The 14,295-nt window shown below is 73.6% G+C and carries 11 protein-coding genes and 1 pseudogene; 4 read left to right on the top strand and 8 right to left on the bottom strand.

Annotation, left to right across the window (positions count from 1 at the left end; genetic code table 11):
- Position 1 precedes the first annotated feature (1 nt).
- From recA to ACIQGV_RS00110, 3 genes are all read right to left on the bottom strand, one after another.
- Positions 2–1,129, bottom strand: coding sequence for a recombinase RecA (gene recA, locus ACIQGV_RS00120; protein WP_402488178.1), 1,128 nt, complete (start codon positions 1,127–1,129; stop codon positions 2–4).
- A gap of 308 nt (positions 1,130–1,437) precedes the next feature.
- Complete coding sequence (locus ACIQGV_RS00115) at positions 1,438–2,697, bottom strand: AI-2E family transporter (RefSeq protein ID WP_402488175.1); 1,260 nt, start codon at positions 2,695–2,697, stop codon at positions 1,438–1,440.
- A gap of 60 nt (positions 2,698–2,757) precedes the next feature.
- Positions 2,758–2,952, bottom strand: coding sequence for a DUF3046 domain-containing protein (locus ACIQGV_RS00110; protein ID WP_402488173.1), 195 nt, complete (start codon positions 2,950–2,952; stop codon positions 2,758–2,760).
- A gap of 79 nt (positions 2,953–3,031) precedes the next feature.
- Between ACIQGV_RS00110 and ACIQGV_RS00105 the strand changes: the two genes are divergently transcribed.
- Entirely contained in the window at positions 3,032–3,976 is a 945-nt protein-coding gene (locus tag ACIQGV_RS00105; RefSeq protein ID WP_402488170.1) for a hypothetical protein, read from the top strand.
- A 13-nt stretch (positions 3,977–3,989) separates the two neighbouring features.
- Here the strand turns inward: ACIQGV_RS00105 and ACIQGV_RS00100 are convergent, their stop codons facing one another.
- The 3 genes and pseudogenes from ACIQGV_RS00100 to ACIQGV_RS00090 all read right to left on the bottom strand — a co-directional run bounded on the left by ACIQGV_RS00100 (position 3,990) and on the right by ACIQGV_RS00090 (position 6,165).
- Entirely contained in the window at positions 3,990–4,298 is a 309-nt protein-coding gene (locus tag ACIQGV_RS00100) for an AzlD domain-containing protein (RefSeq protein ID WP_402488167.1), read from the bottom strand.
- Between the two features lie 230 nt (positions 4,299–4,528).
- Positions 4,529–5,185: pseudogene (locus tag ACIQGV_RS00095) on the bottom strand (AzlC family ABC transporter permease); the annotation flags it as partial.
- On the bottom strand, positions 5,176–6,165 hold the full coding sequence (locus ACIQGV_RS00090) for an AraC family transcriptional regulator (RefSeq protein ID WP_402488164.1): 990 nt from the start codon (positions 6,163–6,165) through the stop codon (positions 5,176–5,178). The gene ACIQGV_RS00090 and the pseudogene ACIQGV_RS00095, both read right to left, overlap by 10 nt.
- A 167-nt stretch (positions 6,166–6,332) precedes the next feature.
- On the opposite strand from ACIQGV_RS00090, the gene ACIQGV_RS00085 reads away from it, so the two are divergent.
- The 3 genes from ACIQGV_RS00085 (at position 6,333) to ACIQGV_RS00075 (ending at position 13,212) form a co-directional block, all read left to right on the top strand.
- Positions 6,333–11,351: an ATP-dependent helicase gene (locus tag ACIQGV_RS00085; protein ID WP_402488161.1), complete on the top strand. Its 5,019-nt coding sequence runs from the start codon at positions 6,333–6,335 to the stop codon at positions 11,349–11,351.
- 72 nt (positions 11,352–11,423) lie between these two features.
- Positions 11,424–12,314, top strand: coding sequence for an Fpg/Nei family DNA glycosylase (locus ACIQGV_RS00080; protein ID WP_402488158.1), 891 nt, complete (start codon positions 11,424–11,426; stop codon positions 12,312–12,314).
- 136 nt (positions 12,315–12,450) lie between these two features.
- Positions 12,451–13,212, top strand: a complete 762-nt coding sequence (locus ACIQGV_RS00075; RefSeq protein WP_402488156.1) for an SDR family NAD(P)-dependent oxidoreductase — start codon at positions 12,451–12,453, stop codon at positions 13,210–13,212.
- Between the two features lie 139 nt (positions 13,213–13,351).
- Here ACIQGV_RS00075 and ACIQGV_RS00070 read toward each other — a convergent pair whose 3' ends face one another.
- Entirely contained in the window at positions 13,352–13,591 is a 240-nt protein-coding gene (locus ACIQGV_RS00070; protein WP_402488153.1) for a hypothetical protein, read from the bottom strand.
- Positions 13,592–13,723: 132 nt separating this feature from the next.
- On the bottom strand, positions 13,724–14,194 hold the full coding sequence (locus tag ACIQGV_RS00065; protein ID WP_402488151.1) for a Dps family protein: 471 nt from the start codon (positions 14,192–14,194) through the stop codon (positions 13,724–13,726).
- Positions 14,195–14,295: the final 101 nt, after the last annotated feature.

Below are 14,295 nucleotides of genomic sequence, written 5' to 3'. Positions count from 1 at the left end.
GTCAGCTCTTGGCGGCCGCGGCCTTGGGCTTGCCGGCCTTGGCCGTCGACGCGGCCGGAGCCGGCTTCGCGGAGTCGTCCGCTGCGGCGGAGACCGCGGCGTCCGTACCCGGTTCGGCGGTGGGCTCCTCGGGACGCACGCCGACGCCGAGCTTCTCCTTGATCTTCTTCTCGATCTCGTTGGCCAGGTCGGGGTTGTCCTTGAGGAAGTTGCGCGCGTTCTCCTTGCCCTGACCGAGCTGGTCGCCCTCGTACGTGTACCAGGCGCCGGCCTTGCGGACGAAGCCGTGCTCCACGCCCATGTCGATCAGACCGCCCTCACGGCTGATGCCCTGGCCGTAGAGGATGTCGAACTCGGCCTGCTTGAAGGGCGGCGCGACCTTGTTCTTGACGACCTTGCAGCGGGTGCGGTTGCCGACCGCCTCCGTGCCGTCCTTCAGGGTCTCGATGCGGCGGATGTCGATGCGCACCGAGGCGTAGAACTTCAGCGCCCGGCCACCGGTCGTGGTCTCCGGGGAGCCGAACATCACGCCGATCTTCTCGCGGAGCTGGTTGATGAAGATCGCGGTGGTCTTGGACTGGTTGAGTGCACTGGTGATCTTCCGCAGCGCCTGGCTCATCAGACGGGCCTGCAGACCCACGTGGCTGTCGCCCATCTCGCCCTCGATCTCCGCGCGCGGGACGAGCGCGGCGACGGAGTCGATGACGATGAGGTCCAGGGCACCGGAGCGGACCAGCATGTCCACGATCTCCAGGGCCTGCTCACCGTTGTCCGGCTGGGACAGGATGAGGTTGTCGATGTCGACGCCGAGCTTCTTCGCGTACTCGGGGTCGAGGGCGTGCTCGGCGTCCACGAAGGCGACCTGGCCGCCGGCCTTCTGCGCGTTGGCCACGGCGTGCAGGGTCAGCGTGGTCTTGCCGGAGGACTCCGGTCCGTAGATCTCGACGACGCGGCCGCGCGGCAGACCGCCGACGCCGAGGGCCACGTCGAGCGCGGTCGACCCGGTCGAGATGACCTCGATGGGCTCCATCGAGCGCTCGCCCATGCGCATGACCGCGCCCTTGCCGAATTGTCGTTCAATCTGTGCGAGCGCGGCATCGAGTGCCTTCTCGCGGTCGGTTCCTGCCATGGGTTCCACCCGGTTTGCTTGAGTCGATCGCTTCACGTCAAAGACGCTAACGCCTGCCACTGACAATGCGCCCCGACGCGGGTCCGGCCTGTGGATAACTCGGGCGCCCATCGGTACAAAATGCACCAGAACCACCCACCGAGAACCTCGCCGAAGCCCCCATGAGAATGGATGTTCGATTTCTGTGTCAAGCGCATCCGCCGTGTCGGGAGACTCTCACGGAGGGTCGGCGGGAAGCCCGGACCAGGCCGGCCGCGGCGTGTCCGGGGGCACCGCCGGACACGCCGGGCGGCCGTCCGCCGCGCAGCTCACTCCCCCGGGGTGCCGTCCTCCGACGACCCTTCGCCCCGCTGCCGCCGCCCCCGCAGGAAGCGGCTGAGCACACGGCCGGCGCCGCCCGTGCCGCGCGTGCGGTGCCCCTGGACGCGCGGGTCGTCCGTGACGGCGTAGCGCTTCACGTACGCGCCGAGGAATGCCTGCAGCGTGGCCACCGCGGGGATGGCGATCAGCGCGCCGACGGCGCCGAGCAGCGCGGTCCCCGCGATGACCGAGCCGAAGGCGACCGCCGGGTGGATGTCGACGGTCTTGGAGGTCAGCTTGGGCTGGAGCACGTAGTTCTCGAACTGCTGGTACACCACGACGAAGATCAGCACCCACAGCGCGTACCAGGGATCGACGGTGAAGGCGATCAGCATGGGCAGGGCGCCGGCGAGGTAGGTGCCGATGGTCGGGATGAACTGCGACACCAGACCCACCCACACCGCGAGCACGGGCGCGTACGGCACACCGAGCGCCTCCAGCAGGATGTAGTGGGCCACACCCGAGATCAGCGCCATCAGACCGCGTGAGTAGAGATAGCCGCCGGTCTTGTCCACGGCGATCTCCCACGCCCGCAGCACCTCGGCCTGCCGGGCGGGCGGCAGGACCGAGCAGATCGCGCGGCGCAGCCTCGGCCCGTCGGCGGCGAAGTAGAACGAGAACAGGGTGATCGTCAGCAGCTGGAAGAGCCCGCCGAGGACCTGCGCGGAGACGTCCAGCACACCCGTGGCGCTGTTCTGGACGTAGTTGCGCAGCCAGTCGGAGCGCAGCAGGCCCTCCTGGACGTCCACCCGTCTCAGGTCGGTGTCGAAGTGCGCGTTGATCCAGTTGATGACGGAGTCGAGGTAGTCCGGGAAGCCCTCGACCATCTTGATCAGCTGGCCCGCGAGCATGGACCCCAGCAGCGTCACGAACCCCGCGGCCAGGATGATCACCGCGAGGAAGACCAGGCCGGTGGCCAGGCCCCGGCGCATCCCGCGCGAGGCCATCCAGCTCACCGCGGGCTCGATGGCGAGCGCCAGGAAGAACGCGATGACGATGTTGATCAGCAGGCCGGTGAGCTGGTGGAAGGCCCAGCTGCCCAGCTGGAAGCAGGCGACGAGGGCGAGCGCGAGCACCATGGCGCGCGGCAGCCAGCGCGGCATACGGGCGCCCGGCGCGGCGCCGACGGCGGGAGGCCGCGTGGGCGGTGTCGTGCCGGTCGGTGATGCCTGCGGGGCTGACTGCCCGGTCTCGTCAGTGGATGCCACGGAGCAAGTCTCGCCCACGCCGCTGACAGCCGGGACCGGTCCGGCGATCTCCGCCGCCCGTCAGCGGCTCTCCCCCGGTACGTTCATCACGGCGCACACCACGCGCCACACGTCCTTGGCCTCCCAGCCGGAGTCCAGGGCCTCGTGAACGGTGCGCCCGCCGAGCTCCGACATCACATGATCGCGCGCGAACGTTTCGGCGTACCCCGCACCGAAGTGCTCCGCCATCCGCTCCCAGAAGACCGTCAACCGCATGACACCAGTATCCCGCCCCTGGGAGTGGGTCCCGGCGGGGAGGGCTCGCGGGCACCGTTTCCGGCCCTACGGTCTGACCATGGCCGAAACAGGAGCATCCCCACTCCCCGCAACGTCCCCGGCGCACTCCCCGCTGTTCCGCGCCGAGCACTTCGTCTGGCTCACCGCGCGCGTGCTGGAGCAGCGGCTCTTCGCGTACCACTTCCTCGACGGCGCGGCCGAACCCGTGGAGACCGCGCTGGACGCCTACCGCAACGAGGACGGCGGGTACGGGCATGCCCTGGAGCCCGATCTGCGCGGTCCCGTCAGCCAGCCCCTGCACACCGCGCACGCGCTGCGCGTGCTGGACTCCGTCGGGCGCTGCGGCGGACAGCGGGTGGAACGCGTGTGCCGCTACCTGACCGCGGTCTCCACGCCGGAGGGCGCTCTTCCCGCGGTGCATCCCGGCCAGCGGGGGTATCCGGCGGCGCCCTTCGTGCCGATCGTGGACGACCCGCCCGGCGAACTGCTCTCCACCGGGCCCGTGGCCGGGCTGCTGCACCGCAGCGAGGTGTGGCACGCGTGGCTGTTCCGCGCCACCGACTTCTGCTGGCAGGCGGTCGAGTCGCTCAAGACCTCCCACCCCTACGAGATCCAGGCCGCCGTCGTCTTCCTGGACTCGGCGCCCGACCGCTCCCGCGCCCAGGCGGCCGCCGACCGGCTGGGCCGGCTGGTGCGCGAGCAGCGCCTCGCGGCACTCGACCCCACAGACCTGGACGCCTGCCCGGTGGCGCCCGGGTACGGCCCGGACGAGCACCACTTCCCGCACGACTTCGCCAGGACACCGCGGTCCCTCGCGCGCGCGTGGTTCACCGACGAGGAGATGACGCGCTCCCTGGACTTCCTCGCGGCCGAGCAGGCCGAGGACGGCGGCTGGCCGGTCCGCTGGCGCCGGTGGGCACCCGGCACGGCCCTGGAGGCACGCCCCATGGTGACGATCGAGGCGCTGCGCACCCTCAGGGCGTACGGCCGCTTCATCGGCTGACGCGCGGTGCCGCTCACCCGCCCAGGGCCCGCACCCCCGCGGTCACCAGCACGGCCGCCGCCACGACGAGCAGGAAGGGTGCGCGCAGCACCAGCGCCACCGCTGCCGCGGCGAGCCCCGCCGTCCGCGCGTCCAGCACCAGCGCTCGGCCGTCGGCGAACGTCTGCTGCGCCGTGAGGGCGGCGAGCAGGGCGACGGGCACCAGCGCGGCCAGTCGTCCGACCAGGGGCCGCTCCAGTACGCCCGCGGGCACGAGGAGCCCGGCGAGCTTGACGGCGTAGCAGCCGACAGCGGTGACCGCGATCGCGATCCAGAAGTTCATCGCCCGTCCTCCTGCGGCTCGTCGCGGCCGGACCTCTCACCGGATCCGTGCGGCTCGTCGTGGCCGGACCTCTCACCGGATCCGTGCGGCTCGTCGTGGCCGGACCTCTCACCGGATCCGTGCGGCTCGTCGTGGTCCGGGCCGATCGCCCGGGCCGTCGTACAAGGACCGTCGTCCCGCGCGGATTCCTCGGACGGCCGGGCGCCGTCCCGCGCGGGCGCCCCGGTCGCTCCGCGGGCCCGGTCGTCCTCCGCCGCGGTCCTGCCGCCCCGGCGACGCCCCTGCGCCCACAGGACGGCCGGGGCGGCGAGGGCGGCCAGCAGCACCGGGACACCCGCGGGCAGGACCGGCAACAGGGCGAGTCCCATGACGACGGCGAGTCCGGCGACGGCCCGTTCGGTGGCGCTCGTCAGCATCGGCGCGAGCAGGGCCAGGAAGACGGCCGGACCGGCGGCGTCCAGGCCCCACGCGTCCGTGTCGCCGATGGCCTCGGCACCCAGTGCGCCCAGCAGGGTGGTGAGGTTCCACAGCAGATACAGGCTGAGCCCGGTCACGGTGAAGCCGATCCTCGCGGCCCGCCGCGTGGGCTGGGCGAGCGACACCACCGTGGTCTCGTCGATGACCCACTGCGCGGCGAACGGCCGCACCGCACGCGGCAGCGCGAGCAACTGCGACAGACGCAGCCCGTAGAAGGCGTTGCGCACGCCCAGGAAGAAGGCGCCGGCCGCCGCCGTGAACGGATTGCCTCCGGCCGCGAGCGCCCCCACCAGCGCGAACTGGGACGCGCCGGTGAAGACCAGCAGGCTGAGCGCACAGGTCTGCAGGACCGTGAGACCGCTGCCCGCCGACGTCACCCCGAAGGCGAAGCCGGACAGTCCTACGGCGATCCCGACCCCGAGGGCGTCCCGGACGACGGCCCCGTCGGGTTTTCCCGGACCGCCGCCGTCCTGCCTTCCCGGGCCGCCGGCCCGTGCGTCCGCTGCGAGAGCTGTCTGTTCTGCCACGCCTCGGACGGTAGGCGCACACCCCGCGGGCCGTCTTGTACGTTCTTGCGCTCCCGCTGGTACGCGCCCGGAGGCACGCCCACGATGCGGCTGAAGTGCCGGTTCAGATGGGGCTGGTCGGTGAAGCCCACGGTCACCGCGGCCTCCGAGGGTGCCGTACCGGCGTCCAGCAGCTGCCTGGCCCGCCGCACCCGGGCATCCGTCAGCCAGGTGTGGGGCGGCATCCCGTAGGCGTCCCGGAACGCCCGCAGCAGGGCGAAGGGGCTGGCTCCGAGGTCCCCGGCGAGTCTCTCCAGCGTCGGCGGCTCGGCCATCCGGTCCTCCAGCACCGCACGCGCGCGTGCGGCGATCCGCCTGCCCGCCGTCGGCACGGCGCGCTGCGGCAGGGGTCCGCCGTTCAGCCGGAGCAGCCGGGTCACGGCCACCCGCAGCAGCGTGTCGGCGGCCAGCGCGTTGCCCTCGTCGGCGGCCCGCAGCACCTGGTGGACCAGGGCCACCGTGTACGGGTCGTCGAGCACGGGGCTGACGAAACCGGGGGTGCCGCGGATCGTCGTCGTCTCGGCCGCGATGGCGCCCACGACTTCGGGCGACGGGTACACCGCTCCGTAGCGCCACCCCTCCGGCACACCGGCCCGTCCGGTGTGCGGGGTGTCCGGATTGACCAGGGCGAGCGTCCCTGCGCCCGCGTACTGGTCGCCGCTGCCGTGGTGGAAGATCTCGACCCCGTCCGCGATCGCGGCGATGACGAAGTTCTCGTGCGTGTGCCGCACGAACGTCTTGCGGATGTACCGGGCGCGCAGCAGATCGACGCCGGGCAGCTCCGTGTACTGCCAGTGCCGCGCGCGCTCCCCGGAACCTGCCATGGGCCCATTGTCGGCCAACCGGGCGACGGGCGTCCGCACGGCCGGTCCCTGCCCGGAGCGGAGACGGACGGGGCCGAGCAGGACGGGACCACCGTGGCCCCCTGCCCGGCGCGGGCCCGAAAGCCCAGCTCAGCGCTGTTGTCAGTGGCCGGGTGCAGGATGGACGCATGGTCAGTGCCGCCCATCGGGCCCTCGACGGCTTCTCCCCCGCGACCCGCGGCTGGTTCACGGGGGCCTTCTCCGCGCCCACCGCGGCCCAGGCGGGCGCGTGGCGGGCCATCCGTGAGGGTTCGGACGTGCTGGTGGTCGCGCCGACCGGCTCCGGCAAGACCCTGGCCGCCTTCCTCGCCGCGCTGGACCAGCTGACCTCCGCGCCACCGCCCGCCGACCCCAGAAAGCGCTGCCGCGTGCTGTACGTGTCACCGCTGAAGGCCCTTGCCGTGGACGTCGAGCGCAACCTCCGCAGCCCTCTGACCGGCATCCGCCAGGAGTCCGTCCGCCTGGACCTGCCCGAGCCGGAGGTGCGGGTGGGCATCCGCTCCGGCGACACCCCCGCCGCGGAGCGCCGCGCGCTGTCCGCACGGCCGCCGGACATCCTGATCACCACCCCCGAGTCGCTGTTCCTGATGCTGACGTCGGCCGCTCGCGACGCGCTGACCGGCATCGAGACGGTGATCCTCGACGAGGTGCACGCGGTCGCGGGCACCAAGCGCGGCGCGCACCTCGCCCTCTCCCTGGAGCGGCTGGACGAGCTGCTGCCGAGGCCCGCCCGCCGCATCGGCCTGTCGGCGACCGTGCGTCCCGTGGACGAGGTGGCCCGCTATCTGTCCCCGCGCCGCAAGGTGGAGATCGTCCAGCCGGAGTCGGGCAAGGAGTTCGACCTCTCCGTCGTCGTCCCGGTCGAGGATCTCGGCGAGCTGGGCGCCGCGCCCGCCGTCGACGGCGACTCCGGCGCGGAGCGTCCTTCCATCTGGCCGCACGTCGAGGAGCGGATCACCGACCTGGTGCAGTCCCACCGGTCCACGATCGTCTTCGCCAACTCGCGCCGGCTGGCCGAGCGCCTGTGCAACCGGCTGAACGAGATCGCGTACGAGCGGGCCACCGGCGAGCCGCTGGAGGAGCATCACGGCCCCGCCCAGCTGATGGGCGGCTCGGGCACGGTCCAGGGTGCACCGCCCGTCATCGCGCGTGCCCACCACGGCTCGGTCTCCAAGGAGCAGCGCGCGCTGGTCGAGGAGGACCTCAAGGCGGGCCGCCTGCCCGCGGTGGTCGCCACCTCCAGTCTCGAACTGGGCATCGACATGGGCGCGGTGGACCTCGTCGTCCAGGTGGAGTCCCCGCCGTCGGTGGCCTCCGGACTCCAGCGGGTGGGCCGCGCGGGGCACCAGGTGGGCGCGGTCTCCACCGGCGTGGTGTTCCCGAAGTACCGCGGCGACCTGGTGCAGGCCGCCGTGGTCACCGAGCGGATGCGCACCGGCGACATCGAGTCGCTGAGGGTCCCCGCCAACCCGCTGGACGTGCTGGCCCAGCAGCTGGTGGCCATGACGGCCCTGGACACCTGGCAGGTCGACGACCTGCTGGCCGCGGTCCGCCGCGCCGCGCCCTTCGCCTCGCTGCCCGAGTCCGCGTTCACGGCCGTGCTGGACATGCTCGCCGGCCGCTATCCCTCCGACGCCTTCGCGGAACTGCGCCCGCGCGTGGTGTGGGACCGGGTGGCCGGCACGGTCACGGGCCGCCCCGGCGCACAGCGTCTCGCCGTCACCTCCGGCGGCACGATCCCCGACCGCGGCCTGTTCGGGGTGTTCCTCGCGGGGTCCGACCCGAAGAAGGGCGGCGGCCGGGTCGGCGAGCTGGACGAGGAGATGGTCTACGAGTCGCGCGTGGGCGACGTGTTCACGCTCGGCACCAGCTCCTGGCGCATCGAGGACATCACCCGCGACCGTGTCCTGGTCTCCCCCGCGCCGGGCGTCCCGGGCCGGCTGCCGTTCTGGAAGGGCGACCAGCTGGGCCGCCCGCTGGAACTGGGCCGCGCGGTCGGCGCGTTCCTGCGCGAGGTCGGGTCCCTCGGCAAGGAGGACGCCCGCCTGCGTCTGCTCGCCGCGGGCCTGGACGCCTGGGCCGCGGACAATGTGCTGTCGTACCTGGACGAGCAGCGCGAGGCGTGCGGCCACGTCCCCGACGACCGCACGATCGTGGTCGAGCGTTTCCGGGACGAGCTGGGCGACTGGCGCGTGGTCGTGCACTCCCCCTTCGGCGCGCAGGTCCACGCGCCCTGGGCCCTCGCGCTCGGCGCCCGCCTGTCCGAGCGCTACGGGATGGACGCCCAGGTGATGCACGCCGACGACGGCATCGTGCTGCGCCTGCCCGACGCCGACCTCATGAGCCTCGACCTGCTCGACCAGGAGCCCCTGAAGGCGGGCACGGAGTACGACGCCGAGCAGGCGCCGGTCGGCGCGGCCGACGTCGTCTTCGACAAGGGTGAGGTCGACCGGGTCGTCACCGACCAGGTCGGCGGCTCGGCGCTGTTCGCGTCCCGTTTCCGCGAGTGCGCCGCCCGCGCGCTGCTGCTGCCGCGCCGCAGTCCCGGCAGGCGCACCCCGCTGTGGCAGCAGCGGCAGCGGGCCGCCCAGCTGCTGGAGGTGGCGAGCGAGTTCGGCTCGTTCCCGATCGTCCTGGAGGCGGTCCGCGAATGCCTCCAGGACGTGTTCGACGTCCCCGGCCTGGCCGAGCTGATGGGCGACCTGGAGTCCCGCAAGGTGCGCCTCGTGGAGGTCACCACTCCCGAGCCGTCCCCCTTCGCGCGTTCGCTCCTCTTCGGTTACGTCGCCCAGTTCCTGTACGAGGGCGACTCGCCGCTCGCCGAGCGCCGCGCGGCCGCGCTGTCGCTGGACTCGCGGCTGCTGGCGGAGCTGCTCGGCCAGGCGGAGCTGCGCGAGCTGCTCGACGCCGAGGTGCTGACCGAGCTGGAGCGGGAGCTGCAGTGGCTCACCGAGGACCGGCGGGTCAAGGACGGGGAAGGCGTCGCCGACGTGCTCAGGCTGCTCGGCCCGCTCACCGACGCGGAGCTGGCCGAGCGTGGCGCCGAACCGCAGTGGGCCCAGGAGCTGGCGTCGGCCCGCCGTGTCATCCGGGTGCGCATCGCGGGTACCGACCACTGGTCGGCGATCGAGGACGCGGGCCGCCTGCGCGACGCGCTCGGCACCGCCCTGCCGGTGGGCGTCCCGGAGGCATTCACCGAGCCGGTGAAGGATCCCCTGGGCGACCTCCTCGCGCGCCACGCCCGCACCCACGGCCCGTTCACCTCGGTCACGGCCGCGGCGCGTTTCGGCCTCGGTGTCGCGGTCACCGACGGCGCTCTGCAGCGGCTGGCGGCGTCCGGCCGGGTCGTCCAGGGCGAGTTCCACCCCGCAGGGATCGGTCAGGAGTGGTGCGACGCGGCGGTCCTGCGAAGGCTGCGCCGGCGTTCCCTGGCCGCGCTGCGGCACGAGGTGGAGCCGGTGCCGCCTGCCGCGCTCGCCCAGTTCCTGCCGCAGTGGCAGCACATCGGCAGGGGCCACGGGCTGCGGGGCATCGACGGACTGGTGCGGGCCGTCGAGCAGTTGCAGGGTGCGTCCGTGCCCGCGTCCGCCCTGGAGAAGCTGGTCCTGCCCTCCCGGGTCGGCGACTTCAGCCCGGCGATGCTCGACGAACTGACCTCCGCGGGCGAGGTCGTGTGGGCCGGCGCGGGCTCGCTGCCCGGCAAGGACGGCTGGGTCTCGCTGTACATGGCCGACGCAGCGCCGCTGCTCCTGCCCCCGCCGCACCCGCTGGAGCTGACGGCACTGCACCAGTCGGTCCTGGACGCCCTGTCCGGCGGCTATGGCCTGTTCTTCCGTCAGATCGCCGACCAGGTCCGGGCCACCACGCACCCCGAGGCCACCGACCCCCAGCTGGCCGACGCGATCTGGGACCTGTCCTGGTCCGGCCGGCTCACCAACGACACGCTGGCACCGATGCGGGCCCTGCTGGGCTCCGGCCGGACGGCGGGATCCACCGCCCACCGTGCCAGGCGCACCGTTCCGCGCGGCCGCTACGGATCCCTGACGGCCGCCGCCCGCCCCTCCTCCCGCACCGGGCCCCCGACGGTCGCCGGCCGCTGGTCGCTGCTCCCCCGGCGCGACCCGGACACCACCGTGCGCGCCCATGCGCTGGCCCGGGTCCTCCTCGACCGGCACGGCGTGGTGACCCGGGGAGCGGTCGCCTCCGAGGGCGTGGAAGGCGGCTTCTCGGCCACGTACCGGGTGCTGTCCGTCTTCGAGGAGAGCGGCCAGGCCCGGCGCGGCTACGTGGTCGAGGGCCTGGGCGCGGCCCAGTTCGCGATGGACGGCGCGGTGGACCGTCTGCGCGCGGTCGCCAACGCCCGCGACGGCCTGTCCGCCCCGGACCCCGCCCACGGCCGGGGCACCGCGGCAGCGGCCTACGGCGCCACGGCCCCCTTCGCCGACGACAGCTTCGTCCGCCCGCACGACCCCGCCTCGCCCGGCGCCCCGGCCCCACCCGGCACCACGGAGTTCCCTGGCTTCCCCGCCTTCCCCGACGACGACACCTCTCCCGGCCCGTTCCCGTCCGCCGGAGCACCCTCCGCCCCCGGCGGCCACGCCTCCCCGCGCGACCGGATGCCCTCGTCCGGCCCGTACGGCGTGTCCAGCCCGTACGGCGCGAGCAGCCCGTACGGCACGGCCGGCGCCGGCGGCCGAGGCGGCGGGCCCCCGGGCTTCCGGGGCTCCGGCAGACGTCCGGCCCCCGCCTCCCGCGCCGTGGTCCTGGCCGCCGCCGACCCGGCCAACGCCTACGGTGCCGCCCTGCCCTGGCCCGAGCCGCCGACCGGCGCCGGTCACAAGGCGGGCCGCAAGGCGGGCTCGCTCGTGGTCCTGGTCGAGGGCGAGCTGACGCTCTACATGGAGCGCGGCGGCAAGACCCTGCTGGCCTGGCTCGCGGACCCGGACGCCGGCGGCGGCCCGGTCCCCGACGACCCCCGGCTGCACGAGGCCGCCGAGGCACTCGCGGCAGCCGCCCGGGCAGGCTCCCTCGGCACGGTCACGGTGGAACGCATCAACGGTGCCTCCGCCCTGACCTCCCCCCTGGGCGCCCTCCTGGAAGGGGCGGGCTTCATCGCCACCCCTCGCGGCCTGCGCCTGCGCGCGTGAGGAGGCGCACACCACCGGACGGCCGACGAGCAGGGACCGTCCTCCCCGCCCCGCCCGTGCCACCCTTGACCCATGCCCGAAGGTGACACCGTCTGGCAGGCCGCGAAGAGACTGCACACCGCCCTCGCGGGCCAGGTGCTGATCCGCTCCGACCTCAGGGTCCCGAGGTACGCCACGGCCGATCTGACCGGCCGTACCGTCCTGGACGTCACTCCGCGCGGCAAGCATCTGCTGGCCCGGATCGAAGGCGGCCTGACGCTGCACTCGCATCTGCGGATGGACGGCTCCTGGAAGGTGTTCCGGCCCGGACAGCGCTGGAGCGGCGGGCCCGCGCACCAGATCCGCGCCGTCCTGGGCACCGCCGACCGCACCGCCGTCGGCTACCGCCTCCCCGTCCTCGAACTGCTGCGCACCGAGGAGGAGGACCGTGTCGTCGGCCATCTCGGCCCCGATCTGCTGGGCCCGGACTGGGACCCGGACAAGGCCCTGGCCAATCTCCTCGCGGACCCCGCCCGTCCCCTCGGCGAGGCCCTGCTCGACCAGCGCAACCTCGCCGGCATCGGCAATGTGTACAAGAGCGAGCTGTGCTTCCTCCTCGGCGTCACGCCCTGGCTCCCCGTCGGCGGCGTCCCCGCCGACCGCGCGGCCGCGCTTCCGGGACTCGCCGAGCGGCTGCTGGAGGCCAACCGAGAACGCCCGGTCCGTGCGACGACCGGCCGACGTGGGCAGGACCTGTTCGTGTACGGCCGCGCGGGACGGCCCTGCCTGCGCTGCGGCACCCCGGTCCGCCTGGCCGACCAGGGCGACGGCTCACGGGAGCGCCCCACGTACTGGTGCCCGGTCTGCCAGCCGGGCCCGGCCCCCGTGCCGGGCGGCACCCCGTCGGCCGGGGCCCTCCGCCGAGGCGGCAGCCCCCACAACCGCACGGAGACCACCGCACCACAGGCCGGGGAAGACTCGTGACCCTGGAAGGCCCACAGCCGGGGAAGAACCGGCGGCACGGCGGCGCCCAGCGCTCCCGGACAGGCCCAGGACGAGCTCCGGACAAGCCCCGCAGCAATAGTTGACGATCCGTCAGATACGCTCGTACGGTCCCTCCATGGCCGTCGACGCGTACGACCTCACCGGACGCACCGCATTCGTCACCGGCGCCGCGAGCGGCATCGGCCGGGCCGGCGCGGTCCTGCTCGCGCGCGCGGGCGCGACCGTGCACTGCGCGGATCTCGACGCGCCGGGCCTCGACGAGACGGCCGCCCTCATCGGGGCCGGGGGCGGCACGGCCGTCACCCACCACCTCGACGTCACCGACCGCGCGCGGCTGGGGCAGGCCGTCATGTCCTGCGAGCAGCTGCACATCATGGCGGCGGTGGCGGGGATCATGCACAGCAGCCCGGTGCTGGAGACCCGGGACGAGGACCTGGACCGGGTCCTGGACGTCAACTTCAAGGGCGTGCTGTACGCCTGCCAGGAGGCCGCGCGCCTGATGGTCGCGCAGGGCACCCGGGGCAGCATCGTCACCATGGCCTCGGGCGCGGTCGACACCGGGGGGCCCGGTCTGCTCTGCTACGGCGTCGCGAAGGCGGCCGTGGTCCAGTTGACCAGGACCCTCGCGACCGAGGTCGGCCCGCACGGCATCCGTGTCAACGCGGTCGCCCCGGGATGGATCCGCACGGCCATGACCGGCCGTCACGAGGCCGGGCAGGCCCGCACCGAGGCTCTGATGGCCCGCAGATCGCCTCTGGGGCGCGTGGGCGAGCCCGAGGACGTGGCCCACACGATCCTGTATCTCGCCTCGGACGCCTCGGCCTTCGTCACGGGCCAGATCCTCCGCCCGAACGGCGGCGTCGCCATGCCGTGGTGAACTTCCCCGGCCCGAAAGGGGCCCGCAACGGGCTCCAGGACGCGGCCCCGGAACGCGAAAGCCCGGAACGCGAAAGCCCGGAACGCGAGAACCCGGAACGCGAGAACCCGGAACGCGAGAACCCCGGGAGAAACACCTCCTACCCGGCGTCGCCCTCCCGCCCGGCCGCTCCCGTCCGCCAGGCCCGGACCCACCGCCCCTTCGCCACGGCCCCCGCGGCCCGCCCCTTCGGCATGCAGTGCACCGGCAGCAGGCTCAGCCCCCAGCCCCCAGCCGCCACGGCCCCTTCCAGCACCCCCGCGTCCGGCGCGACCGCCAGCCGGGCCACGGCCCACCACCACAGCACCCCCAGCCCGAGACCGACCGTCCAGCGTGTCATCCGCCCCACCATGACCCCACCTCCAGCCCGGCACCGCCCCCGACGCCAGGAACACCTCCGGCGCCGCGGCAGGGCGCACCCCGGTACACGGATGCCGTGCGGCGGCCGCCGAAGAGGCCGCCGCCTCCACCGTCACCCGTTCTCGGCCTGAAACATCCAGTGGTGCTTCTCGAGGTCCGCCGTGATCCCGATGAAGATGTCCTGCGACACCGGGTCCGCCTCCCCGGTCGCCGTCACGCGTTCCCGCATCCGTCCGATCACGGCTCCGAGGGCGTCCACGAGCACACCCACCGCGTCACCGTCCTTCACCCAGCCGCCCGGCACCGCACCGACGCCGCTGCCGCCGGCCACCGTCGCGGCACGGCCGTCGGGTGACACACCGAGCGCCGAGGCCCGTTCCGCGACCGTGTCGGAGTGCGTCCGGGCGACGGCGACGACCTCGTCGAGCTGGAGATGCACCGACCGGAAGCGCGGCCCGACGACGTTCCAGTGGATCTGCTTGGCCACCAGGGACAGGTCCACGAGATCGACGAGGGCACCCTGGAGCGCCTCGGACACGATCTTCAGATCGGCGTCGGACAGCGGGCTCTTGACGACGTACATGCAACATCTCCGTGGATCGCGACGGACACGTCCCTCCACGATGACCGTCCGGCCCGAACCCGGCAAATGGAGCAAAACAGCCCGTCCCGGCTCAGGCCAGA

The organism is Streptomyces sp. NPDC093094 (genome assembly GCF_044754345.1).
In the GTDB taxonomy this organism is placed as follows: Bacteria; Actinomycetota; Actinomycetes; order Streptomycetales; family Streptomycetaceae; genus Streptomyces.
Note: the sequence above shows the minus strand (reverse complement) of the source record. Positions and strands in the feature narration are given on the sequence as shown.

What these genes read in the sequence shown, in the direction of transcription:
- recA (WP_402488178.1), bottom strand. Translation starts at nt 1,129, where the DNA reads ATGGCAGGAACCGACCGCGAGAAGGCACTCGATGCCGCGCTCGCACAG.
- ACIQGV_RS00110 (WP_402488173.1), bottom strand. Translation starts at nt 2,952, where the DNA reads ATGCGGTTGACGGTCTTCTGGGAGCGGATGGCGGAGCACTTCGGTGCG.
- ACIQGV_RS00105 (WP_402488170.1), top strand. Translation starts at nt 3,032, where the DNA reads ATGGCCGAAACAGGAGCATCCCCACTCCCCGCAACGTCCCCGGCGCAC.
- ACIQGV_RS00100 (WP_402488167.1), bottom strand. Translation starts at nt 4,298, where the DNA reads ATGAACTTCTGGATCGCGATCGCGGTCACCGCTGTCGGCTGCTACGCC.
- ACIQGV_RS00090 (WP_402488164.1), bottom strand. Translation starts at nt 6,165, where the DNA reads ATGGCAGGTTCCGGGGAGCGCGCGCGGCACTGGCAGTACACGGAGCTG.
- ACIQGV_RS00085 (WP_402488161.1), top strand. Translation starts at nt 6,333, where the DNA reads ATGGTCAGTGCCGCCCATCGGGCCCTCGACGGCTTCTCCCCCGCGACC.
- ACIQGV_RS00080 (WP_402488158.1), top strand. Translation starts at nt 11,424, where the DNA reads ATGCCCGAAGGTGACACCGTCTGGCAGGCCGCGAAGAGACTGCACACC.
- ACIQGV_RS00075 (WP_402488156.1), top strand. Translation starts at nt 12,451, where the DNA reads ATGGCCGTCGACGCGTACGACCTCACCGGACGCACCGCATTCGTCACC.
- ACIQGV_RS00070 (WP_402488153.1), bottom strand. Translation starts at nt 13,591, where the DNA reads ATGACACGCTGGACGGTCGGTCTCGGGCTGGGGGTGCTGTGGTGGTGG.
- ACIQGV_RS00065 (WP_402488151.1), bottom strand. Translation starts at nt 14,194, where the DNA reads ATGTACGTCGTCAAGAGCCCGCTGTCCGACGCCGATCTGAAGATCGTG.